Origin of the sequence: uncultured Albimonas sp., assembly GCF_963977235.1 — a bacterium.
GTDB lineage: Bacteria > Pseudomonadota > Alphaproteobacteria > Rhodobacterales > Rhodobacteraceae > Albimonas.
On the sequence record NZ_CAXBOD010000005.1, the window covers coordinates 1 to 22,811 of the forward strand.

14 protein-coding genes and 1 tRNA gene are annotated in these 22,811 nt (G+C 71.7%); 10 read left to right on the plus strand and 5 right to left on the minus strand.

Features of this window, described 5'->3' with window-relative positions; all coding sequences use genetic code 11:
• Nucleotides 1-165: 165 nt before the first annotated feature.
• Nucleotides 166-939 (minus strand): HpcH/HpaI aldolase/citrate lyase family protein, encoded by a 774-nt coding sequence (locus AAC134_RS05275; protein WP_339948017.1) that lies wholly within the window; start codon nt 937-939, stop codon nt 166-168.
• A gap of 268 nt (nt 940-1,207) precedes the next feature.
• Between AAC134_RS05275 and AAC134_RS05280 the strand changes: the two genes are divergently transcribed.
• Both AAC134_RS05280 and AAC134_RS05285 read left to right on the plus strand, forming a co-directional pair.
• Entirely contained in the window at nt 1,208-2,755 is a 1,548-nt protein-coding gene (locus tag AAC134_RS05280) for an alkaline phosphatase D family protein (RefSeq protein ID WP_339948018.1), read from the plus strand.
• Between the two features lie 192 nt (nt 2,756-2,947).
• Nucleotides 2,948-3,781, plus strand: a complete 834-nt coding sequence (locus AAC134_RS05285) for a TIGR00282 family metallophosphoesterase (RefSeq protein WP_339948019.1) — start codon at nt 2,948-2,950, stop codon at nt 3,779-3,781.
• Nucleotides 3,782-3,913: 132 nt separating this feature from the next.
• On the opposite strand, the gene AAC134_RS05290 is transcribed toward AAC134_RS05285, so the two are convergent.
• The 3 genes from AAC134_RS05290 to AAC134_RS05300 form a co-directional block, all read right to left on the minus strand.
• Complete coding sequence (locus AAC134_RS05290) at nt 3,914-4,483, minus strand: 5-formyltetrahydrofolate cyclo-ligase (RefSeq protein ID WP_339948020.1); 570 nt, start codon at nt 4,481-4,483, stop codon at nt 3,914-3,916.
• A 146-nt stretch (nt 4,484-4,629) separates the two neighbouring features.
• Nucleotides 4,630-4,704: transfer RNA gene (locus AAC134_RS05295), tRNA-Glu, on the minus strand.
• A 384-nt stretch (nt 4,705-5,088) separates the two neighbouring features.
• Nucleotides 5,089-5,439: a DUF6476 family protein gene (locus AAC134_RS05300; RefSeq protein ID WP_339948021.1), complete on the minus strand. Its 351-nt coding sequence runs from the start codon at nt 5,437-5,439 to the stop codon at nt 5,089-5,091.
• On the opposite strand from AAC134_RS05300, the gene AAC134_RS05305 reads away from it, so the two are divergent.
• The 5 genes from AAC134_RS05305 to AAC134_RS05325 all read left to right on the plus strand — a co-directional run bounded on the left by AAC134_RS05305 (nt 5,438) and on the right by AAC134_RS05325 (nt 13,021).
• Nucleotides 5,438-6,547, plus strand: coding sequence for a pseudouridine synthase (locus tag AAC134_RS05305; protein ID WP_339948022.1), 1,110 nt, complete (start codon nt 5,438-5,440; stop codon nt 6,545-6,547). The two genes, AAC134_RS05300 and AAC134_RS05305, sit on opposite strands and share 2 nt — an antisense overlap.
• Nucleotides 6,548-7,336: 789 nt before the next feature.
• Nucleotides 7,337-8,236 (plus strand): RNA polymerase sigma factor RpoH, encoded by a 900-nt coding sequence (rpoH, locus tag AAC134_RS05310; protein ID WP_339948023.1) that lies wholly within the window; start codon nt 7,337-7,339, stop codon nt 8,234-8,236.
• A 790-nt stretch (nt 8,237-9,026) separates the two neighbouring features.
• Nucleotides 9,027-9,296: a 30S ribosomal protein S15 gene (rpsO, locus tag AAC134_RS05315; protein ID WP_339948024.1), complete on the plus strand. Its 270-nt coding sequence runs from the start codon at nt 9,027-9,029 to the stop codon at nt 9,294-9,296.
• Between the two features lie 315 nt (nt 9,297-9,611).
• Nucleotides 9,612-11,750, plus strand: a complete 2,139-nt coding sequence (pnp, locus tag AAC134_RS05320) for a polyribonucleotide nucleotidyltransferase (RefSeq protein WP_339948025.1) — start codon at nt 9,612-9,614, stop codon at nt 11,748-11,750.
• Nucleotides 11,751-12,289: 539 nt separating this feature from the next.
• Entirely contained in the window at nt 12,290-13,021 is a 732-nt protein-coding gene (locus tag AAC134_RS05325; protein ID WP_339948026.1) for a hypothetical protein, read from the plus strand.
• 32 nt (nt 13,022-13,053) lie between these two features.
• Here the strand turns inward: AAC134_RS05325 and AAC134_RS05330 are convergent, their stop codons facing one another.
• Nucleotides 13,054-14,373: an ATPase gene (locus tag AAC134_RS05330; protein ID WP_339948027.1), complete on the minus strand. Its 1,320-nt coding sequence runs from the start codon at nt 14,371-14,373 to the stop codon at nt 13,054-13,056.
• A 192-nt stretch (nt 14,374-14,565) separates the two neighbouring features.
• Here AAC134_RS05330 and AAC134_RS05335 point away from each other — a divergent pair, with 192 nt between their 5' ends.
• The 3 genes from AAC134_RS05335 to AAC134_RS05345 all read left to right on the plus strand — a co-directional run bounded on the left by AAC134_RS05335 (nt 14,566) and on the right by AAC134_RS05345 (nt 22,691).
• Nucleotides 14,566-16,167 carry a hypothetical protein gene (locus tag AAC134_RS05335; RefSeq protein WP_339948028.1) on the plus strand — a complete coding sequence of 534 codons (1,602 nt, stop codon included), beginning with the start codon at nt 14,566-14,568 and terminating at the stop codon, nt 16,165-16,167.
• 355 nt (nt 16,168-16,522) lie between these two features.
• A complete protein-coding gene (locus AAC134_RS05340; protein ID WP_339948029.1) occupies nt 16,523-22,429 on the plus strand; it encodes a DUF3320 domain-containing protein in 5,907 nt (1,968 codons plus the stop codon).
• 121 nt (nt 22,430-22,550) lie between these two features.
• Entirely contained in the window at nt 22,551-22,691 is a 141-nt protein-coding gene (locus AAC134_RS05345; protein ID WP_339948030.1) for a hypothetical protein, read from the plus strand.
• The last annotated feature ends 120 nt before the right edge of the window (nt 22,692-22,811 follow it).

Here is a 22,811-nt window from a genome sequence, read left to right on the forward strand (position 1 = left end):
GGAGGAGGGACTTGAACCCCCGACACGCGGATTATGATTCCGCTGCTCTAACCAACTGAGCTACTCCGCCGAGCCGCGCGCCTGATAGCCAAGCCAGCGGAGGGCGTCAAGCGGGGAGGGCGAGGAAAACGGATGGACCGCTCGCCCCGGCCGCTCCGCCGCGCCTCATCGATATTTGGCCAGAAGGGCCGCCGCGCCCCGCAGCAGCAGCGTCACGTCCGAGCCGACGGCCACCATGTCGGCCCCCATGCCCAGATATTTCGCCACCGTCGCCTCGTCGAAACCCAGCGTGCAGGCGGGTTTGCCGCAGGCGTGGATGCGCTCGATCGAGGAGCGGATCACCTCGTCGACCTCCGGCGCGCCCGGCTGGCCGGTGAACCCCATCGAGGCCGAGAGGTCCGAGGGGCCGATGAAGATCGCGTCCACGCCGGGAACCGCGCAGATCGCCTCGATGTTGCCCACCGCGGTCATCGTCTCGACCTGGGGGACCACGCAGATCTCGGCGTTGGCCCTGGTCAGGTAGCCCGGGATCCGGCCGTAGCGCGCCGCGCGCACCACGCCGGCCGCGCCGCGGATGCCCTGGGGGGGGTAGAGGCAGGCCTGCACCGCGGCCTCGGCCTGCTCGGCCGTGTCGACCATCGGGATGATGAAGCTCTGCGCGCCCGCGTCGGCCAGCTGCTTGAGCACCCAGGCCTCGTTCACCGGCGGGCGCACCACCACCGAGGAGGCGCCGTGGTCGGCCGCCGCGATCTGGCGGCGCATCAGGTCGATGTCGAGCGGGGCATGCTCGCCGTCGACCAGCACGTAGTCGAAGCCCGCGTCGGCCAGAAGCTCGGTCGAGGCGTCGGCCCCCAGCATCAGCCACAGCCCCAGGACCGGGTCCTTGCGGGCGGCGAGCTTGGCCTTGAAGGCGTTGGTCGGGACGGCGAATTCGGTCATCTGGAGGCTCCTTCCGCGATGGCGGGAAGCAACAAGTAACCGGGCGGCCGGTCGTGGGGAAGGGCGACGAGGCCCCCGCGGGCGCGCGCCGCTTGCCCGAGGGGCCGGAAGGGGCGAGGCTGTCCCGGCCCACACCGGGCTCCCGGCGAGGCCCTCCCGCCGCCGTCACGGTTCCGACGCGCAAACTTCGCAGCCCCGCGACGCGCGCGTCATCGTGTGCGGCGAGCTTCGCGCCGCATCCCGCGCTCGTTCCCAACCGGAGCCCCCCATGCCCCAGCTTCGCCTCTCCCGGCGCCAGGTCCTCGCCGCCGGAACCGCCGCCGCGTCCGGCCTGTTCCTGCCCGCCTACTCGCGCGCCAGCCAGCGCCCGGCGCTGACCCACGGCGTCCAGTCGGGCGACGTCTCGGCCGACGGGGCGGTGATCTGGGCGCGGGCGGACCGGCCCTCGCGGATGATGGTCGAGGTCTCGACCACCGAGTCCTTCGCCGAGGCGCGCCGCCTGCCGGGCCTGGGGCTGACCTCGGCCTCCGACATGATGGGCAAGATGGAGCTGACCGGCCTGCCCTCGGACCAGGACGTGTTCTACCGCGTCACGATGCTGGACCTCGGCGACGTCAACGCGGCCTCCGAGCCGGTGGTCGGCCGCTTCCGCACCGCCCCGACCGCGATGCGCGACATCACCTTCACCTGGTCGGGCGACACCGCCGGCCAGGGCTGGGGCATCGACGAAAGCCGCGGCGGGATGACGATCTATTCGACCATGCTCCGGCACGATCCGGACTTCTTCCTCCATTCCGGCGACACGATCTACGCCGACGGCCCGCTGAAACCCGAGGTGGAGCTGAAGGACGGCGCCATCTGGAAGAACCTGGTGACGGAGGAGAAGTCCAAGGTCGCCGAGACGCTGGCCGAGTTCCGGGGCAACTTCCTCTACAACCTGCTCGACGCCAACGTCCGCGAGATGGCCGCCCGGGTCCCGATGCTGGCCCAGTGGGACGACCACGAGACCACCAACAACTGGTATCCCTCCGAGCGGCTGGAGGACGACCGCTACACCGAAAAATCGGTGGCCCTCCTTTCGGCCCGCGCCAACCAGGCGTTCCGCGAGACGATGCCGCTCCGCGAAAGCTCGGTCGAGCCGGGGCGCATCTATCGCAAGGTCGCCTACGGGCCGCTGCTGGACGTGTTCTTCCTCGACATGCGCAGCTACCGCGGGGACAACGCCTCCAACGACCAGATGGAGCCGGGGCCGCAGACCGACTTCCTGGGCGCCGCACAGATGCGCTGGCTGAAGGCCGAGCTCGCGGCCTCGACCGCCACCTGGAAGGTGATCGCGGCCGACATGCCGATCGGGATGATCGTGCGCGACGGGCCCTCGGCCTTCGAGAACTCCGCCAACGGGGACGGCCCGGTGAAGGGGCGCGAGTTCGACATCGCCGAGGTGCTGAGCTTCATCAAGCATGCGAAGGTGAAGAACACCGTCTGGCTGACCGCCGACGTGCACTACACCGCCGCCCATCACTACAGCCCCGACCGCGCGTCGTTCCAGGACTTCGAGCCGTTCTGGGAGTTCGTCTCGGGTCCCCTGCACGCGGGAACCTTCGGCCCCGCGGACTACGACGACACCTTCGGCCCGAAGGTGGAGTTCGCCAAGGCGCCGACGGCCGAGCAGGGCCAGAACCTGCCCCCCTCGGAGGGTCTGCAGTTCTTCGGCAAGGTCGACATCGAGGGCGCCACCGGCCGCATGACCGTGCGCCTGATGGACGCCGGCGACGTCGAGCTGTGGGCCACCACGCTGGACCCCGAGCGCGCCTGAGCCCCGGTCTCTGGCCTCGGGGCGCCTGCCGGCGTCCCGATCCCTCGCGCCGGGCGCCTGCCGGCGTCCCTGGCCTTCGCCGCAGGGCGCCCCGGGCTTGACCCGGGGCCTCGCGCGGCCTGCCCCCCCACGCCCGCTCGCCCGCGTTTCGCCCATCTGGCGCCGGGGGGCGGAACGGGCTAGAGGAAGGGCATGAAACTGCTATTCCTCGGCGATGTGATGGGACGGGCCGGCCGCACCGCGGTCATCGAGCGGCTGCCGAAGCTGCGCGAGGCCTGGAAACTGGATTTCGTGGTGGTGAACGCCGAGAACTCGGCCTCGGGCATGGGCATGACCGGCCCCATCGCCACCGAGATCTTCGCCGCGGGCGCCGACTGCATCACCCTGGGCGATCATGCCTTCGACCAGAAGGACATGATCTCCTACATCGGGACCGACGCGCGGATCCTGCGGCCGCTGAACTACTCGAAGGCCGCGCCCGGCATGGGCGCGAAGGTGTTCGAGGCGACCCGCGGCCGGCGCGTGCAGGTGGTGCAGGCGCTGGGGCGGGTGTTCATGTCGCGGCCCTACGACGATCCCGTGCCGATGGTCGAGGCGGCGCTGAAGACCGCGCCTCTGGGCGGCGCGGTGCAGGCCACGATCCTCGATTTCCACGCCGAGGCGACGTCGGAGAAGATGGCCATGGGCCGGATCGTAGACGGCCGTGCGAGCCTCGTGGTGGGCACGCACACCCATGTGCCGACCGCCGACGCGATGATCCTCAACCGCGGCACGGCCTATCTGTCGGACGCGGGGATGTGCGGCGACTACGACTCGGTGATCGGCATGCAGGCCGACGAGCCGATCCGCCGCTTCGTCACCGGCATGGCCAAGGGCCGCTTCCAGCCCGCGCTGGGCGAGGCGACGCTGTGCGGCGTCTATGTCGAGACCGAGGACAAGACCGGCCTCGCGAAGCTCGTCCAGCCGATCCGCATCGGCGGCCGCCTGCAGCCCTCCGTCCCCGAGGGTTTTTCGATTCCCGAATAGGTCTGTCGCGGGCGACCCGGCCCGCGCGGTCCCGGTCCCGAGCCATCCGATCGCCTGGGATCGGGCGGGCCCCCCCGCGCCGCGCGCCGAGTTGACAGCTGTCAACTTTGGGTTGCGCGAGGCGCGGGGGGCTCAGGTCAGCAGGCCGGCCTCGGTCGCGATGGCGTTCAGGGGGCGGTCGGTGGGCTCGGCGGGCAGCGCCTCGGCCTGCTGGGCGGCGTAGGCCAGGCCCAGCGCATAGGCGCCGGGGCCGCCGTCCGCCTGCAGCAGCGCCAGCGTGCGGTCATAGAAGCCCCCGCCATAGCCCAGCCTCAGCAGCCCCGCGTCGAAGGCCACCAGCGGCGCGATCAGCGCCCCCGGCGTCAGCCAGGCGCCCGAGGCCGGGACCGCCGCGCCGAAGGGGCCCTCGACCATCTCCGCGTCCGGCGCCCACTCGCGGAACGCAAGCGGGCGGCCCGGCGCCTCGATCACCGGGACGCACAGGCGACGGCCGGCCTCGTGCAGGCGGGTCATCAGGGGGCGGGGGTCGATCTCGGTGCGGATCGGGACGTAGCCGGCGATCACGCCCTCGGGCCTTGCGAGCAGGGCGGCCAGCGCCGCCTCGGTCGCGGCCTGCGGCGCGGGGCCGAGCGCCAGCCGGGCCGCCCGTCTGCGGGCGAAGGCGGCGCTGCGGGCCTCGGCCTTGGCGACGGCGATGTCCATGGGCGGTCTCCGCCGATCCGTGACGCGCGCGCCCCGGCGAGACCGCCGGAGGTCGGAACGAGACAGGCCCGCGGCCGGAGCGTGGGGCCCGAAAGCAGAAGGGCCGACGCTGGAGCGTCGGCCCTGGTCCGCGAGCCGCGGAAGATTGGCATCCCCTAGGGGAATCGAACCCCTGTTTCCACCGTGAGAGGGTGGCGTCCTAACCGCTAGACGAAGGGGACAGGATGCCTCGGCTGCGTTGGAGCGGGGGATATTCGGGAGGCGGTGACGAGTCAAGGCCCCCTCCGAACCCTCCCCCGAGATTTTCTGCGACCGAGGGGCCGGGCCTCTCGGTCGCCCTCCGCCGAGGCCGCCGCGCCCGGACGCCTCCCCCCGTTCGGCCGCAGCGTCAGGACCTGCGGCGCGATGCGAAGCCCGGCGCGGCAACCCAGAGGCCGGAACGGCGGAGGCGGCCGCGATGGCGACGGCGAGCGCGGCGGGGGCGCTGATCGAGGCCACGAAAATGCTCCGGGGCCTTGCGTGACGTCGGGCGCCCGGGCGGTCGGTCAGTTCGGATTGACGTATGTTGACGGCGGGAGGCCGCAGCGCAGGCGCTGCGCCGTCGCTCACTGTCTCCGGATCGGGGTCTGCGACAGCAGCGCGCCGTCGGCGCGGCGGAAGGTCAGCAGCGCCTCGGCGCCGTCGGGCAGGCGGACGGCGGCCAGGATCTCGGAGGGGGAGGCGCCCAGAGCGGTGATCTCGGCGCCGGCGGGCAGGGCCAGGGACTCGGCCCGGATCGGGAGCGCCGGCGGGGCGGCCGACCACAGCCGCCAGGCGACCGTGCCCGCGATCAGGATCATGCCCAGGCCCAGCGTCACCGTCAGCCCCATCACCAGCCGGCGCAGCAGCTTCAGACGCGGGGGCTCGGGAAACTCGTCCTCGTCCTCGGCGAGCGCAGGGGATAGGTTGCGGACCATGAGCGAACACCTGAGCGAAGACCAAGACGACGCCGACCTCCCGGCCGACGGGGACGACCTTGCCGGCGCGCCGAGCCCGGCCGCGTCCGGCCCCCTCCTGTTCGAAATCTCCGAGGCGCTGGAGGGGGAGCGCCTGGACAAGGCCCTGGCGCTGCTGGCGCCGGCGGGCCTCAGCCGCTCGCGCCTGCGCGCGCTGGTGGAGGGCGGCGCCGCCGAGCGGGACGGCGAGGTGGTGCGCGACCCGCGCGCCAAGGTCAAGGCCGGCGAGGCCTATGTCCTCGACATCCCCGCGCCCGCCCCGGCCCGGCCGGAGCCCGAGTCGATCCCCCTGACGGTGGTCTACGAGGACGCGCACCTGATCGTGGTCGACAAGCCCGCGGGCATGGTGGTTCACCCCGCGCCGGGCGCGATGACCGGCACGCTGGTCAACGCGCTGCTGGCCCATTGCGCGGGCTCGCTGTCGGGCGTGGGGGGCGAGGCGCGGCCGGGGATCGTGCACCGGATCGACAAGGACACCTCGGGCCTGCTGGTGGTTGCAAAGTCCGACGCGGCCCACCACGGCCTGTCGGAGCGCTTCGCCGCCCATGACCTCGAGCGGACCTACCAGGCGTTCGCGTGGTCGGCGCCGCTGACCTCGGATCCCCGCGCGCTGGGGCTGCCGGGGGTCGAGGACGAGGGCGGCGGCTGGCTGCGGGTCGAGACGCGGATCGACCGCCACCGCTCGGACCGCAAGCGGATGGCGGTGGCCAGGGGAGGCGGGCGGATCGCGATCTCGCACATGCGCACGCTGTCCCATGCGGGGCCCGCGACCCGGCCCATCGTCTCGCGCGTGTCCTGCCGGCTGGAGACGGGGCGCACCCACCAGATCCGGGTGCACATGAGCTGGCTGGGCTGCCCGCTGGTGGGCGACGCGACCTATGGCGGCCGCTCGCGCAAGGCGCCCGGAGAGTTGGGCGAGGCGGCGGGCGAGGCGCTGGCCGGCTTCCCCCGCCAGGCCCTGCACGCCGCCACGCTGGGCTTCGACCACCCCGTCACCGGCGAGCCCCTGCGCTTCGAGGCGCCGCTGCCGGCCGACATGCAGGCGCTGGCCGAGGCGCTGGGCCTGTGACCCCCTGACGCGCCCCTGCGCCGCCCCGGGTTTCGCATCGGCGCTGCGTCGGCCGGTCGTCGACCTTGAGGCCCCGGGGCGCGCGCGGGCGCGAACGGCAGTCTGCGTGGGAGGCCGGGGTCAGGCCGCGCGCAGACGTCCGGCGCGGCGCGGCCTCGGGCGGATCGAGCCCGATCGGCGCAGACCCGAACGGAACCGCCGAAACGGATCCCGGCGAGGCGGGCGACTCCGCTCCGCGGTTCGTGGCTGACGACGGGGCGAGCGGCGGGGCGCCACGGCCGAAACGCCGCCAGGCCCGAAGACCCGATCCGGGCTTGAGCGGAGGGCGAGGTCGACAGCTCTGGCGGGCCCGTCTCGCGAATCTGCCTGCGGAGCGAGCGTTTCGGGTCCTCGGCCGCGGACGACCGCAGGATCCGACCGATTTGCGCCTCGCGCGGTCTTCGACCCTGCCGGGCAGGGCGAAGGCGGGGCCGCCGGCGGTCTCTAAGCGACGCTGTCGCGGTCTGCTGCGGCCGCCGGGAGGCGTTCATCCCCCACGCCCTCGAGCAGATCGAAAGCATGGCCCGGACCGGGGCCGCGCCCTCGCCTCCCCCATGACGCGGGGGGACGCGTCGCGGCGCCCGGATTCCCTGTCCCCGCCCGCTCACGAACAGGAAACCGCCCCAAACGTTGTCTTAACGTTCCGCTATCACCATATGGGCTGTCCGGAGGGCGTGCGCGTCCCCCGCATGGCCGACTGCGCCCCGGGGCCCGCACCTTGCGGGAGGGGCGCGGGCGAAGGAGGGATGCATGACCACTTACGCCAAGCTCCCGGCGCCGTCGCCGGAACAGGGACTCTCCCGCTACATGCAGGAGATCCGCAAGTTCCCGATGCTCGAGCCGGAGGAGGAGTACATGCTCGCCAAGGCCTGGGCGGACCACGACGACAAGGAGGCGGCGCACAAGATGGTGACGTCGCACCTGCGTCTCGCGGCCAAGATCGCCATGGGCTACCGCGGCTACGGGCTGCCGACGGCCGAGGTGATCTCGGAGGCGAACGTGGGCCTGATGCAGGCGGTGAAGCGCTTCGACCCCGAGAAGGGTTTTCGCCTGGCGACCTATGCGATGTGGTGGATCCGCGCCGCGATCCAGGAATACATCCTGCGGTCGTGGAGCCTTGTGAAGATGGGCACCACCGCGGCCCAGAAGAAGCTGTTCTTCAACCTGCGCAAGGCCAAGAACCGCATCGGCGCGCTTGAGGAGGGCGACCTGCGCCCCGAGAACGTCGAGACCATCGCGAAGAACCTGGGCGTCACCCATGACGAGGTGATCGCGATGAACCGTCGCCTGTCGGGCGGCGACGCCTCGCTGAACGCGCCGCTGAAGGCGGACGGCGAGGGCTCGGCCGAGTGGCAGGACTGGCTGGCCGACGACGACGCCGACCAGGCCGCCGAATACGCCGAGCGCAACGAGCTCGAAAGCCGCCGAGAGCTGCTGATGGCCGCGATGGAGGGCCTCAACGAGCGCGAGCGCCACATCCTGACCGAGCGTCGCCTGAAGGACGACCCGGTGACGCTGGAGGACCTCTCGAAGGTCTACGACGTCTCCCGCGAGCGCGTCCGCCAGATCGAGGTCCGCGCCTTCGAGAAGCTGCAGAAGAAGATGCGCGAGCTCGCCGCCGAGAAGGGCCTGATCCGCGAGATCGCCTGAACCTTCCCGGCGCGCCGCGCTCCGGCCCGAGCCTGAAACCGGAACCCTGAACGCCCGCGTCCCGTCGCGGGCGTTTCCGCGTTCGCTCCCTCGCCCGGCGCAGGTGCCTGCGGGTGCGCGCTTCGCCGCCGACCGCGAGGCGCTGGACCTCCCCTCACCCCTCTGCACGATCCGCTTCGCCACCCTGCACGAAACCCGCTGCACCTGACCGACCCCGCTCTTCTGCGCCGCGGCCCGTTCCAGCTCTGCGAGGCGGAGGTCCTGCCGGCGCAGCAACTCGACCCCGCCCGTCCCGACGCCGGCGGCTGAGCGCCCCGGCGCAACGCCCGCCAGCCCTCGCAAAGCGCCTGTTCTCCGGAGCCGTCCATCGCGCTGCCGATCAGAGCGACTCGCCCGCCCCGGTCAGGGATCGCGAAGCGACCCGCGCCTGCGCGGGCTTGTCCTTGACCGGGGCGGGCGAGTCGCTCAGGCAGCAAGAGCGATGGACGGCTCCGGAGAACAGGCGCGAGGCTTGTTCTTGGGTGAGTCAGGAGCCCGCCGGAGGCGCCCGCACTCCAAGCTCCAGGCGCCCCCTCCCCTCGCGCGGAGCGCAGCCAAGCCCGCCCGCAGGGCGCCTGCAGACCCTCCCTCCCCGGTCCTGCGCGTATCGGAACCCTCTTTCCTTCGCGGTCGATCCGGTGCATAAGCCCGCCTTCCGTGACGGACCGCGCTGGACGACATCCCGGCGTGCGCCCTCAGCGGAGCGGCCCCCACAGGGACCGCCGCCCCATCCCAAGCCCAGGAGGCCCCGATGTCGATCACTGTCGAGCGCAAGGACGCGCTGATCAAGGAACATGCGACCAAGGAAGGCGACACCGGCTCGCCCGAGGTCCAGGTGGCGATCCTCACCGAGCGGATCACCAACCTGACCGAGCACTTCAAGTCGCACAAGAAGGACAACCACTCCCGTCGTGGCCTTCTCAAGATGGTGGCCCAGCGCCGCAAGCTGCTGGACTACGTCAAGGCCCGGGACGAGGACCGTTACAAGACGATCATCACCCGCCTCGGCATCCGCCGCTGAGCGATCAGGGCGCGCCCCCTCGGGGCGCGCCTTTCGCCATCTGATGGCGCCCCGGAAACGGGATCGAGACCGGAAGGCGCCGCGCGGCGCGCCTTCCTGGAACCGCCGCCCGCAAGGGCGGAAGCCGCGATCCGCGCGGGCCTCTCTCCGGGAGGGGAGGCCGGCCCCCGCGACACCGTCCGTTCGTTTCCGCCCCAGGCCCCGGGGTCGAAGCGTCTGCGATACGCAACCAGGGGCCCGCGCCCGCTCCGGCCCGGCCGGGGGCGCGCAACGCGAAGCGACGCAGGGGCGTCGTTGCGCCGAAGGGAAACGAGAATGTTCCAGATCCACAAGAAATCCATGGAGTGGGGCGGCGAGACGCTGACCCTCGAGACCGGGCGCGTGGCGCGCCAGGCCGACGGCTCGGTGATGGCCACCCTGGGCGAGACCACGGTCCACGCCGCCGTCACCTTCGACAAGAAGCCGAAGGAAGGTCTCGATTTCTTCCCGCTGACCGTCCACTATCAGGAGAAGATGTACGCCGCGGGCAAGATCCCCGGCGGCTTCTTCAAGCGCGAGGCGCGCCCCTCCGAGAAGGAGACGCTGACCTCCCGTCTGATCGACCGGCCGATCCGCCCCCTGTTCGTCTCGGGCTTCAAGCACGAGACCCAGGTGGTCTGCACGGTGATGTCCCATGACCTGGTCAACGACCCCGACATCGTGGCGCTGATCGCGGCCTCGGCCGCGCTGACCCTGTCGGGCGTGCCCTTCATGGGGCCGATCGGCGCGGCGCGCGTCGGCTTCAAGGACGGCGAGTATGTCCTGAACCCCGACGTCCAGGACATGCAGAAGCTGATGGACAACCCCGATCAGCGTCTGAACCTGGTCATCGCGGGCACGTCGGACGCGGTGATGATGGTCGAGTCCGAGGCCTATGAGCTCTCCGAGGAGGAGATGCTGGGCGCGGTCACCTTCGGCCACGAGGCGATGCAGCCGGTGATCGACATGATCGTGGCGCTCGCCGAGGACGCCGCCAAGGAGCCGTTCGACTTCACGCCCCCCGACCGCTCGGCGCTGTTCGCCAAGGTCAAGGCCCTGGGCGAGGACGCGATGCGCGCCGCCTTCGCCGTGCGCGACAAGCTCGAGCGTCAGGACGCCATCGCCGGCGTGCGCGAGACGGTGAAGGCCGGCCTCTCGGAGGAGGACCTGGCCGACGGGTCCGCCCTGAAGGACTGCTTCAAGAAGCTCGAGTCCGCCGTGCTGCGCGGCGACGTGATCGCCGGCGGCGCCCGCATCGACGGCCGCGACCGCACCACCGTGCGTCCGATCCTGTCGGAGGTCGGCGTGCTGCCCCGGACCCACGGCTCGTCGCTGTTCACCCGCGGCGAGACCCAGGCCCTGGTCGTGACCACGCTGGGCACCGGCGACAACGAGCAGATCGTCGACGCGCTGGAAGGCGACTGGCGCGAGCGGTTCCTGCTGCACTACAACTTCCCCCCCTACTCGGTGGGCGAGACCGGCCGCATGGGCGCGCCCGGCCGTCGCGAGATCGGCCACGGCAAGCTCGCCTGGCGGGCGCTGCAGGCGGTGCTGCCGGCGGCGACCGACTTCCCCTACACGATCCGCCTGGTCTCGGAGATCACCGAGTCCAACGGTTCCTCCTCGATGGCCACCGTCTGCGGCGGCTCGCTGTCGATGATGGATGCGGGCGTGCCGCTGAAGGCCCCCGTGGCAGGTGTGGCGATGGGCCTGATCCTCGAGGATGACGGCCAGTTCGCGGTGCTCACCGACATCCTGGGCGACGAGGATCACCTCGGCGACATGGACTTCAAGGTGGCCGGCACCGAGAAGGGCGTCACCTCGCTGCAGATGGACATCAAGGTCGCCGGCATCACGCCCGCGATCATGAAGCAGGCCCTGGCGCAGGCCAAGGACGGCCGTCTGCACATCCTGGGCGAGATGGCCAAGGCGCTGACCTCGGGCCGGCAGGAGTTCTCGGCGCATGCTCCGCGCATCGAGACCATGCAGATCAACCCCGACAAGATCCGCGAAGTGATCGGTTCGGGCGGCAAGGTGATCCGCGGCATCGTCGAGGAGTCGGGCGCCAAGGTCGACATCAACGACGAGGGCCTGATCAAGCTCGCCTCCCCCGACGCGGCCTGCATCGAGAAGGCGCGCGAGCTGATCAACTCGATCGTGGCCGAGCCGGAGGTCAACAAGATCTACCGCGGCAAGGTCGTGAAGATCATGGATTTCGGCGCCTTCGTGAACTACTTCGGCAAGCGCGACGGCCTGGTCCATGTCTCCCAGATGACCAACGAGCGCGGCGCCAACCCCAAGGACCTCGTCAAGGAGGGCCAGGAGGTGCGCGTGAAGCTGCTGGGCTTCGACGACCGCGGCAAGACCCGCCTGTCGATGAAGGTCGTCGACCAGGAGACCGGCGAAGAGATCGTCCGGGAGAAGGAGGAGGGCTGAGCCCTTTCCTGACACGGACGAGCACGCAGAGGGCCCCGGCGACGGGGCCCTTTCGCGTTCGAGGAGGGGGCGGTCGCCTGCGGCGACCGGAGGGGAGAGGAGGCGCCCTGCGGGCGGGCTTGGCTGGGTCCCGCCTCTGGCGGACATGACCACGTCCCGCCTCCGGCGGACATGGACGCGCCCCGCCTCCGGCGGGTATGGCCGCGTCCCGAAGGAGGACGAAGAAGCGCCCGGGTCGTGCGGGCGGGAGCCTCCGGCGGGCTCCTGACTCACCAAAGAACAGGCCCGCGCCTGTCCTCCGGACCCGTCTCTCGCTGATGGATGCCTGAGCGAGTCGCCCCGGCCGGTCAAGGACAAGCCCCGCTTCGCGGGGTCGCTGCGCGATCCTTGACCGGCCGGGCCGACTCGCTCTTTCCGGCATCCGCGAGAGACGGCTCCGGAGAACAGGCGCTTTGCGGGGCGTGGACTGCGTCGCGCCAGGGCCCCCCGGGGTTGCGGGGCGGGTTGAAACCGGCGGGGCGGGCGCCAGGTGGGGGCGCATGCTGGACTGGATCTCGGAACATTCGACGCTGGTCCAGGTCGTGGTGCAGGTGCTCACCGCCGCGGTCTGGATCGTCTATCTGCACCTGCTGCTGGCGGGATTCCGGCGGCAGCGCCGCTCCAACCTGCTGATCAGCCGGGCGGCGGGGGACGACGACCGGGCGCATCTGCTGGTCTCGAACCTGGGCGCGGAGCCGATCGACGTGGTCTCGGTCATCGCCGACCTGGAGTTCGAGCGCCCGGCAAGGCGCGTCGGCGACGGGACCCGGTGGGAGACCCGCTCCGCCGTGGTCTCCGACCGCAACAGCGACTCCCGCCGTGCGGAGGGCGACGGGCTGCAGGCCACCCGCAAGGGACCGCTGGAGAGCGGCGCCTGCCGCGACCTGGGCAGCTTCCGCGACATGATGGACAGCGCGCTCGCGGCGCTGGAGCTCGCGCCGCAGGCGGAGGAGCTGCGCCGCGTCACCCTGACCGTCGCCGCCGAGAGCGGGCGCGACGCGCTGCTGGTCGCCGGGCGGCAGAGCTTCGCGGTGGTGCACCTGGAGGGACGCCGCGCCTGGCTGCCGCGCAAGGCCCGCACCGAGCAGGTCCGCGCCGGACGCGAGCGTCGCGCGCTCGCCAGGCGCCTCGACGCCGAACTCCGCGACGAGGCCCGGCGGGTGGAGCGCCGCGCGCGCAGCGGGCGGGAGCGCCCGACGCCGCAGGACGAGCGCCTGCGCGAGGCGGCCTGAGGGGCCCTGCGCCCCCGGCCCCCGCCCGGCCGTCAGGCGTCCTCGATCACCGAGAGGTTGGACCAGGCGTCGGACATGAAGTCCGGGCGCAGGACCCGCGGGACGCCGTGGAAATCGCAGGACGCGATGGATTGGTCGACCACGTAGACCGCGTGGTAGGCGGCGAAGTCGAGCCCGCTCTGCGGATACAGCACGTCGGTGATGTAGCGCTCGGCCTCGGGGCTGGTCTCGAGCTTGCGGGCCTTGCAGACGCGGCGGAAGATCTCGATGAAATCGGCCTGGCTGGGGCGCTCGATCATGATCTTGTAGTAGATCCGGCGCAGGCCGGCGGCGTCCATCAGCTGCGCGGGCGGGATGTTGGTCGACAGGATCATCAGCGTGTCGAAGGGGATCTGGAAGCTCATCCCCGATTGCAGGGAGAGGTAGTCCACCCCCTCCTCCATCGGCACGATCAGCCGGTTGATCAGCGCCTGCGGGGTCTGCTTCTGGCGCCCGAGGTCGTCCACGATCAGCACCCCGTTCACCGCCTTCATGTGCACCGGCGCCTGGTAGGTGCGCGAGGTCGCGTTGAAGCGCAGGTCGAGCATGTCGGTGGTCAGCTCCGCCCCCGTCACCACCGCAGGCCGCACGCACAGCGCGTAGCGCAGGTCCGGGGCGCCGGATTCCAGCAGGTCGCGCGGGGTCCAGGGGTCCTCTTCCGGGATCATCCGGTGCAGGGCGGGGTCGAAGACCGAGATCAGCTCGCCGTCCACGAGGATCGAGTAGGGCACGTTGATGCCCCCCTCCATTGCCACCGAAAGCGCATGGGCATACGAGCTCTTGCCGTTGCCCGGCGGGCCGTAGAGCAGGATCGAGCGGCCGGAGTTCACCGCCGGGCCAAGGCGGTCGAGCACCCCCTCGGGCGTGACCAGCTTGGCGAAGGCCGCCTCCAGCTTGTCGCGGCCGATGCGGTGGTCCTTGACCGACTGCGCGGCGACCACGCCGCGGAACTGCTCCAGCGTCACCGGGCAGGGGCCGGCGTAGTCCATGCGCCCCGCGGCCTCCATCGCGCGCAGGCGGCCCATGTCGGTCAGCTCGTAGCGCATCTCGGCGCGGACGTCGGCGCGCAGGCTGCCCAGCGTCTGGATCAGCCGCTCCTCGCGCAGCATCTCGAACAGGTCCGAGACGATGCCGGGCGAGATCCGGATCACCCCGCAGACCGCCGAGACCGTCTCGGCCCCGCGCCGGTACATCACCTTCAGGATCAGCTCGAGCAGGAATTCGCGGGTCATGCCCGTCTCGTCCACCGTCTGGGGGGCGGGGGGCGCGCTGTCGAGGCCGTCCTGGGCGAGAGGGGCGGCGGGCTGGGACATGACGGGGTCTCCTGGCCCGCGGAACGGAACGCATGGGGGCGCGGGCGCGGGGGCGAGTGAACGGAACTTCACCCTTTCACGCAAGGGCGGGCTCATGCCAAATGTCGCCGCCGTGGGGGCGCCGGCCCGCCCGCCCCGGCGCGCGAGGGGCGTTCGCGCAGCGGGCCGGACCGCCGAGGGGCTTTCCCGCCGATGACCCAGACCTACGCCCGCCCGCTTTGGACGGCGCTGATCCTCCTCGCGCTTGCGGCGCTCGAGTTCGCGCTGGCCGCCGGGGCCGGGCGGATCCTGGTGACGACTTACGAGATCGACACGCTGCACTACCTCGACGGGATCGAGCGGACGCGGCTGGGGCAGGTCCCGCATCTCGACTTCCGCACGCCGCTCGGCGCGCTGACCTTCGAGGCGATGGCGGTGTGGGACACGGCGCCGGGCCGGGCGATGGCGCTGGCCAACCTGGTGGTCGCGGGGCTGTGCGCGCCGCTGGCGGCCTGGCTGGCCGCGACGCGGCTGGGGTTTCTTGCGGCGCTGGGCCTGGGGCTGTTCGCGACGCTGCTGGCGAGTTCGCTGATCGTGGACCAGACCGGGCTCGGGTCGTCGCTGGCGCTGGCCTACAACCGCTGGGGCTGGGCGGCGGTGGTGCTGGTCGCGCCGATCATGGCGCTGCCGCCCCGCCGCCCGGGCCGCGCGGTCGACTGGGGGGACGCGCTGGCGCTGGGGCTGACGGGGGCGCTGGTGGCGTTCCTCAAGATCAGCTTCGTGGCCGCGCTCGCCCCGATGTGGCTGGGCTGGCTGATCTTTGGCGGCCGGCCGCGGGCGGCGCTGCTGTCGCTGCTGGCGGCGCTGGGCGCGATGGCGGCGCTGGCCATGGCGCTGGGCGGGACGGCGGCGGCGACGGCCTATGTGGCCGACCTGTGGGACGTGGCGACCTCCGAGAGCCGTTCCCAGCCGGGCGCCTCGATCGGGGGGGTGCTGTCCTCGCCCGAGGCGGCGCCGCTGGTGCTGTGCGCGCTGGTGGCGGCGCTGGCGCTGCTGCGCGGGGGCCTGCGGCGCGAGGCGCTGGCCGTGGGGCTGTTCGTGCTGGGGGTGGCGCTGGCCGCCTGGCAGAACTGGGGGAACGAGCTGACCGGCCTGCTGGCCCTGCCGTTCCTGCTGCTGGCGCTCGCCCCGCGGGTGCCCGAAAGCGCGCGGGTGCTGGGCGGCTCGGGCCGGCGGGCGGTCGAGACGATCGCGGTGGTGCTGCTGGTCTGGGCCGCGCCGATCGCGGTCAACGCGCAGCGCAGCCTGATCCTGGCCTATACCGAGCGGCCCGAGATGGCGGTCCTTGCCCCCGATCTCGCCCCTGACCTGGTCTGGAACGCGCCCGACAACGGCCCGACCGTGATCGCGCCCCTGCATCCCGAGCGGGTCGAGACCCGGATCTCGATCGCGGGCGAGGAGCTTCCGGTCTGCGGCGTGGGGCGCAACTATGTGCTGATGCTGAGCGAGGCGGCCGCGACGGTGCGCGAGGACCCCGCGATGGCGGGCCGTCCGTTGCTGGCGCTGGACCTGACCAACGCGCTGTGGCTGCTGGGGGGTGCCGCGCCGCTGTCGGGCGTCTACATCTGGGTCTACGGCGACAGCGGGGCGGCGCTGCGCCAGGCCGAGGTGCTGGCGGTCCCCCTGTGCCCCTCGACCGAGCGGGTGCGCAACGCGATGATCGAGGAGACCGAGGCCCTGGGTCTCGACCTCCACGTCATCCGTCGCACGCGCGCCTGGCTGTTCCTCGAGAACCGCTCCGCGCTGGGCGGCTGAAGGACATCGCGCGCACGGATGTCGCCCGGATCGTCTCTGGTCTTGAAGCGGGCGGCCTGCGCCAGCTCCGCGGGACGCGGATGGAGCGGCTGAAAGCGCCCGGACGGATGCTCGAAGACCGCGAGCTGCGCGCAGTTCTGCGCACCTGCCAGATCGCGGCCGCCGGCACGGGCGGCGGTCTGAAGACTTTGCTTAGAGCGCGGCCGCTTTTGCGAACGGAAGGCCGGCCAGGAAATCGATGCTTTGCGTCGAGCTGCCGATGATTGCAGTGTGGGGTCGAACGCGCCCCCATGGTTGGCCGCCGTCAGTCGGCTGTTCACCTTCGCTCAAGCCAGCAGAGAGGGGGAGACTCCCCGTGGAGAGCATCTCCGAAGCCTCGCCCGTCGACGTCGACGCGCCCGCCCTGACGGTCGCGATCCTTTGCGCCAAGCGGGTGAACTTCGCTTCCGCCCAGAACAACGTGGCCGTGCTGCACGAGATTCGGCTGACCAACGGCTCCGAGGTCGCGCAGACGGGCATCAAGGTCCGCGCGAGCGCCGAGCCTGACGTTTTCCGCGCCAAGGCCTGGACGATCGACCGCCTCGCGCCCGGCGCCGAGATCGCGCTGACCGACCTCGCGACCGAGCTGGACATCGCTCGCCTGTCGGCCCTCAACGAGGCCGAGATCGGTGAGGTGATCCTCTCCGTCGAGAGCGCGCAGACGCCGCAGATCGTCGCGCGCCGCCGCATCGAACTGCTCGCGCGGGACGAATGGGGCGGGCTGGGCGACATGGCTCAGTTGCTCGCCGCCTTCGTGTCCCCGAACGACGCCGTGGTCGCGGGCCTCCTCAAGGAGGCCTCGCGCATCCTGGAGCGCGCAGGGCACGACGGCGCGCTGGACGGCTACCAGTCCGGCGATCCCGGCCGCGCCTGGCTGCTGGCCGGGGCGATCTGGTCCGCGGCGACCGGCCTGGGGTTGAGCTACGCCATGCCGCCCGCCTCCTTCGAGGTCGAGGGTCAGAAGGTCCGCTCGCCCGGCCGCATCCGCGCCGAGGGGCTGGCGACCTGCCTCGACTCCTCGCTGCTGCTGGCCGCGGCCTACGAGGCGGCTGGGCTGAACCCGGCGGTGCTCTTCTCGCAGGGCCACGCCTGGGTCGGCGTCTGGCTGCGCAAGCGGGACTTCGGGCATCTGACCGAGCCGGACGTCATCGCCGTTCGCAAGGCGGTTCAGGCCAAGGACTTCGTGCCGGTCGAGACGACCCTGATGACGAAACGGCCGACCATCGGCTTCGAACACGCCGTCGACGAAGGCCGCAGGCGGCTCTCGGAAGACCGCGAGAGCGAGTTCGTGATGGCGATCGACGTCACCCGGGCGCGCGCGGCCCGGATCCGGCCGCTGGCGACCGAGGGCGAGGCGGCAACGAGCGACGCGCAAGAGGACGTCGCCGCGCCGGCCCCGCTGCCGAAGCCGATCGACTTCGGTCTGCTGCCCGACGAACTCGGCGACGAGGCGCCGGACACGCCGCTCGGGCGGATCGAGCGCTGGCAGCGCAAGCTGCTCGACCTGTCGCTGCGCAACCGGCTCCTGAACTTCAAGGATACCAAGCAGTCCCTGCCTTTCCTCTGCCCGGACGTGGCGGCGCTGGAAGACGAACTGGCGGACGGCAGGAAGTTCACCGCCCTCGCGCTGCGCGAGGACGATCCGATCGGCGCCCGCACCGTCTCGCCCGAGGATCGCCGTCGGATCGAGGAGGAGGTCGCTCGAGACGCCTTCGCCCGCCGCCAGATCGCGGTCCCGCTGACGTCAAAGGAGATGAACAACCGCCTGCTCACGCTCTTCAGGAAGGCCAAGAGCGACATGCAGGAGGGCGGGACCAACACGCTGTTCCTCGCCGCCGGCTTCCTGCGCTGGAAGAAGTCCGAGGGCGATACGCGCAGCTATCGCGCGCCCATCCTGCTCGCGCCCGTGAAGCTGGAGCGGCGGTCGGCGCAGTCCGAGTTCCGGGTCTCGGACCACGAGGATGACGTCCGCATCAACGCAACGCTGTTCGAGTTCCTCAAGCGCGACTTCGACCTGCGCATCCCGGAACTGGAAGACGAGCTTCCGCGCGATGGAAGCGGCATCGACGTGCCGCTGATCTTCGAGATCATGCGCCAGAGGGTGCGCGACGTGGCGGGCTTCGAGGTCGTGGAGGAACTCGCCCTCTCGACCTTCTCCTTCTCGAAATATCTGATGTGGAAGGACCTGGTCGACCGCACCGACCAGTTGCGCGAGAACCGGCTGGTCCGCCATCTGGTCGACAACCCGGGCGAGACCTTCGAGATACCGCAGGAGGCGCGCGACGGCGCGTTCGAACCGGCGGAGCTCGACCGACGGCTCGCGCCCAGCGACCTGCTGACGCCGCTGCCGGCCGACAGCTCCCAGCTTTCCGCGGTCGTCGCGGCGGCGGCGGGCCAGGACTTCGTCCTGATCGGGCCGCCGGGCACGGGCAAGAGCCAGACGATCGCCAACATCATCTCCCAGTGCCTCGCCCATGGCCGGACGGTGCTGTTCGTCGCCGAGAAGGCCGCGGCGCTCGACGTCGTGCATCGGCGGCTCGAGGCGCATGGGCTGGGCGACGCCTGTCTCGAGCTGCATTCGAACAAGACGGATCGCAAGGCGGTCCTGTCGCAACTCGGGCGCAGCTGGGATCGAGTCGCCTCCGACCCCAAGCGCGAATGGGTCGAGGTGACCGAGTCCCTTCGCGTCAGGCGCGACCAGCTCAACGGCTATGTCGAGGCGCTGCACCGGCAGGGCACGCAGGGGTTCAGCGTGTTCGACGCGATCGGCATGACCGCCTCCGGTCTGCCGGAGGTGTCGCTGGGCTTCGCCTCGAAGGACGCGCATGACGCCGAGAGCTTCCGGCATCTCGTCACGCTCGCCCGCGACCTGCAGCGCACGCACGATGCGGTCGGCGGCCGGCAGGTCTTCCGGCTGGTCGGGTCGGACGACTGGTCCTTCGCCTGGGAAGCGCGCCTGATCGAAGTGACCGACGCGCTGGGCGCGGCCTCGCGCCAGTTGCGCGACCGGACGGCCGCGGTCGGCGCCCGGTTGGGCCTGACCCCCGATCCCGCCTGCGCCGCCGAACGCGTCGCTCTCCTGAAGGCGCTGTGCTCGCGCGCCCTGACGTCGGCCCGCGACCTGTCCGGCGTGCCTGACCTCTCGCGCGACGTGCTGGTGGAACAGCGGGACCGCCTCGGCGCGGATGTCGCCGCGTTCGAGGCCGCGCAGGGGCGGATGGCCGCGCGCTACGCGACCGCGGAGATCGCGCGGATCCCGCTCGACCAGATGGATGCGGACTGGCGGCAGGCGCAGACGAAGTTCTGGCCCTTCTCCGCCCTCGCCCGGAGACGCATCCGCAAGCTGCTGCAGACCTACGCCGATGGCGGCGCCGCCGATCCTGCGCAGGATCTCACGGCGCTGCAGGAGGCGAGGTCCGTCCTGTCGAACCTCGACGCCAACCCGCTCAAGCCGCTCACCCGCCTGCCGGAGCACGCCGATCTCGGCCCGCTCGACGACCTGCTGGCGCAGCGCGCGGCGTTCCGGGACGCGGTCGACCGGCTAAAGCCGCTGGCGGACGATCCCGCGGCCTTCGGCGCAGCCGTCGCGGAACTGTCGGCGGGCCCGGGTCACGAGATGAAAGCGGAGCTGGAGCGCCTGGCCGAAGCGGCCACGGCCTTCGACGCCGCCATGACAGCGTTCCGCGAGACCTCCCGCGGCGACCCCTCCGGCTGGCCGCTGCGCGAGCTGGAACAGGAGCTCGACGCCCTTCGCGCCAACCGCGACGGCCTCTCCGACTGGACCAGATGGGTGCAGTCCCGCGACGCCGCCGGCGCGCAGGGCCTCGGCCCGATCGTCGAGGCATTGGAGGCGCGCAAGCTCTCGGAACCCGCGCCGGACGCCTTCGCCCGCGCCTACGCCGCGTGGTGGCTGCCGCTCGCCATGGATGCCGACGACCGACTCCGCCGCTTCGCCCATTGGGAGCACGAGAACGCCATCGCGACCTTCCGGGCGCTCGACGACAAGGCGGCCGAGCTCGCGCCGTCCGAGGTCATGCGGCGCATCGCCCACGACCTGCCGACGCGCGACGGGGCGCCGCGAAAGTCCGAGCTCGGCGTTCTGCGCCATCAGCTCGGGCTGCAGCGGCCCTCGATGCCGATCCGCGCGCTCCTGTCCGAGATGCCGACCACCTTCTCCAGGCTCGCGCCCTGCGTGCTGATGTCCCCGCTTTCGGTCGCCCAGTATCTGCCCGCCGGGCAGGCCGCCTTCGACGTGGTGATCTTCGACGAGGCCTCGCAGATCACCACCTGGGACGCGATCGGCGCCATCGGGCGCGGCCGGCAGGCGATCATCGTCGGCGATCCGAAGCAGTTGCCGCCCACCAACTTCTTCGGCCGCGCCGACGATGGCGACGGGGACCTGCCGGAGATCGAGCGCGACATGCCCTCGATCCTCGACGAGGTCTGCGGCGCCGGCATCCCGACCCGACGGCTCGACTGGCATTATCGCAGCCGGGACGAGGCGCTGATCGCCTTCTCGAACCACTATTATTACGGCGGCGGTCTCGTGACCTTCCCCGCGCCGACCACCGGCTCGGAGGCGCTTCGCTTCCATCCGGTCGACGGCGCCTACGCCCGCGGGAAAGGCCGCACCAACGCGGCCGAGGCGAAAGCGATCGTCGCGATGATCCGCGCCCGGCTGACCGACTGGCTCGAGCTGCCGGAGGCGTCGCGCCCGACGCTGGGCGTCATCACCTTCAATGGCGAACAGCAGGCGCTGATCCTCGACCTGCTGGATGAGGCCCGTCGCGCCGACGGGCGGCTGGAATGGTTCTTCGACGACGAGCGGGAGGAGCCGGTCATCGTCAAGAACCTGGAGAACATCCAGGGCGACGAGCGGGACGTGATGCTGTTCTCGATCACCTTCGGCCCCGACCTCGCCGGCAAGCTGACCATGAACTTCGGCGCGCTGAACTCGGAGGGCGGCGAGAAACGCCTCAACGTCGCCGTCACCCGCGCGCGGCGGGAGCTTCACGTCTTCGCCTCGATCCGCGCCGAGCAGATCGACCTCGGGCGGACGCGGGCCCTGGGCGTCAATCACCTGAAGGCCTTCCTCGACTACGCCGAGCGCGGCGTCGTCGCCCTGCCGGCGCGGGAGCCGGGGTCGCAGGGCCCGGCCGAGAATGTCTTCGAACAGGCGGTCGCCGACGCCCTTGGCGGGCGCGGATGGGAGATCAGGACGCAGATCGGCGTCTCCGGCTTCCGCATCGACCTCGGCGTCGTCCACCCGGACGCGGCCGGCGCCTACCTGGCAGGCGTGGAGTGCGACGGCGCGCAGTATCATGCCTCCGCCACCGCGCGGGACCGGGACAAGGTTCGGCAGGCGGTGCTGGAGGGGCTCGGCTGGACGATCCTGCGGGTCTGGTCGACCGACTGGTTCCGCAACGCCGCCGCCGTCGCCGACCGCGTCCACGCGGCGCTGACCACGCTGCTCGCGGACGACCGGGAGCGGCGGGCGCGCGAGGCGGAGGCCGCGGCAGAGGAGGCGGACGGGCCTGCGGAACCGCAACGCCGTCTCCCCGCGCCTTTCGACGAGGAGTCGCGCGCGGGGCGCGATCCGGCGACAAAGACCGATGACGCGCTTGCGCTGGACGAGCCGCGTCCCCTGCCGCCGGCCGCCGAACCGAGCCCGTCTTCCAACCTTTTCGCCCACGGGTTCCCTGACCGGCCGCAATCGCTGGGCCCCGAGCCCGTTCGCCCGGCCAGATCGCCGAGCGCTGCTGTCGAGCTGAATCCGGACCATTTCTTCGAAGGGAGCTATTCGCCCACGTTGCGCGCCGTCATCGCCGACATCGTCGCGAGCGACGCGCCTTTGCCCCTGTCGCGCCTCGCCAGAAAGGTCGCGCGGGCCCATGGTTGGCAGCAGACCGGCCGCCGCATCGCGACAAGAGTGGAAACGATGCTCGGCGAGGTGCTGGTCGAGGACCAGTTCGGAACCCCCTTCGTCTGGCCGAAGGACGGCCGAGCGGACCGCACCCCCTTCCGGGGCCTTGACCACCGCGCGATCCGCGAGGTTTCGCGCACCGAGATCGCCTCCGTGATCGACGCCCATTCCGAGGAACTGGCGTGTTCGGAGGACCCGACGCTGGATCTCGCGCGGCAGCTCGGCATCGCAAGGCTCAGCAGCGATGCCCGAGCCTACCTCGACCAGGTTCGCGCCTGGCGCGATGAGACGGGGGGCTGAGGCGCGGCGAGGAAGGTCCTCCATGCCGCCGACCTGCATCTCGACTCGCCGCGGCGCGCGCAGGCGCTGAAGACCCCCGAACTCGCGGGCGGCGGAGAAACGCCTCGCGCTCGCCCGCATCGTGGACGCCACCCTCGACGCGCAGGTCGAGGCGCTGCGGCTTGACGACGACGTTGCCGACCCGCTGCGCAGCGACGAACTGCGGTCCGCATTGCGCGAGCTCGGCTCGGACCCCGATCAGCTGCGCGCCACGATCCTCTAGGGCCTTCGGGAGGAGGCGCGCCTCAGCGCCACGCAGGTCTTCGGCCATATGGCTGCGCGCGGCGCCCTGCGCCGGTTCCGCGACGACAGACGAGGCGACACGCTCCCGGTCATCGGCACG

What these genes read in the sequence shown, in the direction of transcription:
- AAC134_RS05335 (WP_339948028.1), top strand. Translation starts at nt 14,566, where the DNA reads ATGACCCAGACCTACGCCCGCCCGCTTTGGACGGCGCTGATCCTCCTC.
- pnp (WP_339948025.1), top strand. Translation starts at nt 9,612, where the DNA reads ATGTTCCAGATCCACAAGAAATCCATGGAGTGGGGCGGCGAGACGCTG.
- rpsO (WP_339948024.1), top strand. Translation starts at nt 9,027, where the DNA reads ATGTCGATCACTGTCGAGCGCAAGGACGCGCTGATCAAGGAACATGCG.
- AAC134_RS05275 (WP_339948017.1), bottom strand. Translation starts at nt 939, where the DNA reads ATGACCGAATTCGCCGTCCCGACCAACGCCTTCAAGGCCAAGCTCGCC.
- AAC134_RS05330 (WP_339948027.1), bottom strand. Translation starts at nt 14,373, where the DNA reads ATGTCCCAGCCCGCCGCCCCTCTCGCCCAGGACGGCCTCGACAGCGCG.
- AAC134_RS05325 (WP_339948026.1), top strand. Translation starts at nt 12,290, where the DNA reads ATGCTGGACTGGATCTCGGAACATTCGACGCTGGTCCAGGTCGTGGTG.
- AAC134_RS05285 (WP_339948019.1), top strand. Translation starts at nt 2,948, where the DNA reads ATGAAACTGCTATTCCTCGGCGATGTGATGGGACGGGCCGGCCGCACC.
- AAC134_RS05305 (WP_339948022.1), top strand. Translation starts at nt 5,438, where the DNA reads ATGAGCGAACACCTGAGCGAAGACCAAGACGACGCCGACCTCCCGGCC.
- AAC134_RS05300 (WP_339948021.1), bottom strand. Translation starts at nt 5,439, where the DNA reads ATGGTCCGCAACCTATCCCCTGCGCTCGCCGAGGACGAGGACGAGTTT.
- rpoH (WP_339948023.1), top strand. Translation starts at nt 7,337, where the DNA reads ATGACCACTTACGCCAAGCTCCCGGCGCCGTCGCCGGAACAGGGACTC.
- AAC134_RS05290 (WP_339948020.1), bottom strand. Translation starts at nt 4,483, where the DNA reads ATGGACATCGCCGTCGCCAAGGCCGAGGCCCGCAGCGCCGCCTTCGCC.
- AAC134_RS05280 (WP_339948018.1), top strand. Translation starts at nt 1,208, where the DNA reads ATGCCCCAGCTTCGCCTCTCCCGGCGCCAGGTCCTCGCCGCCGGAACC.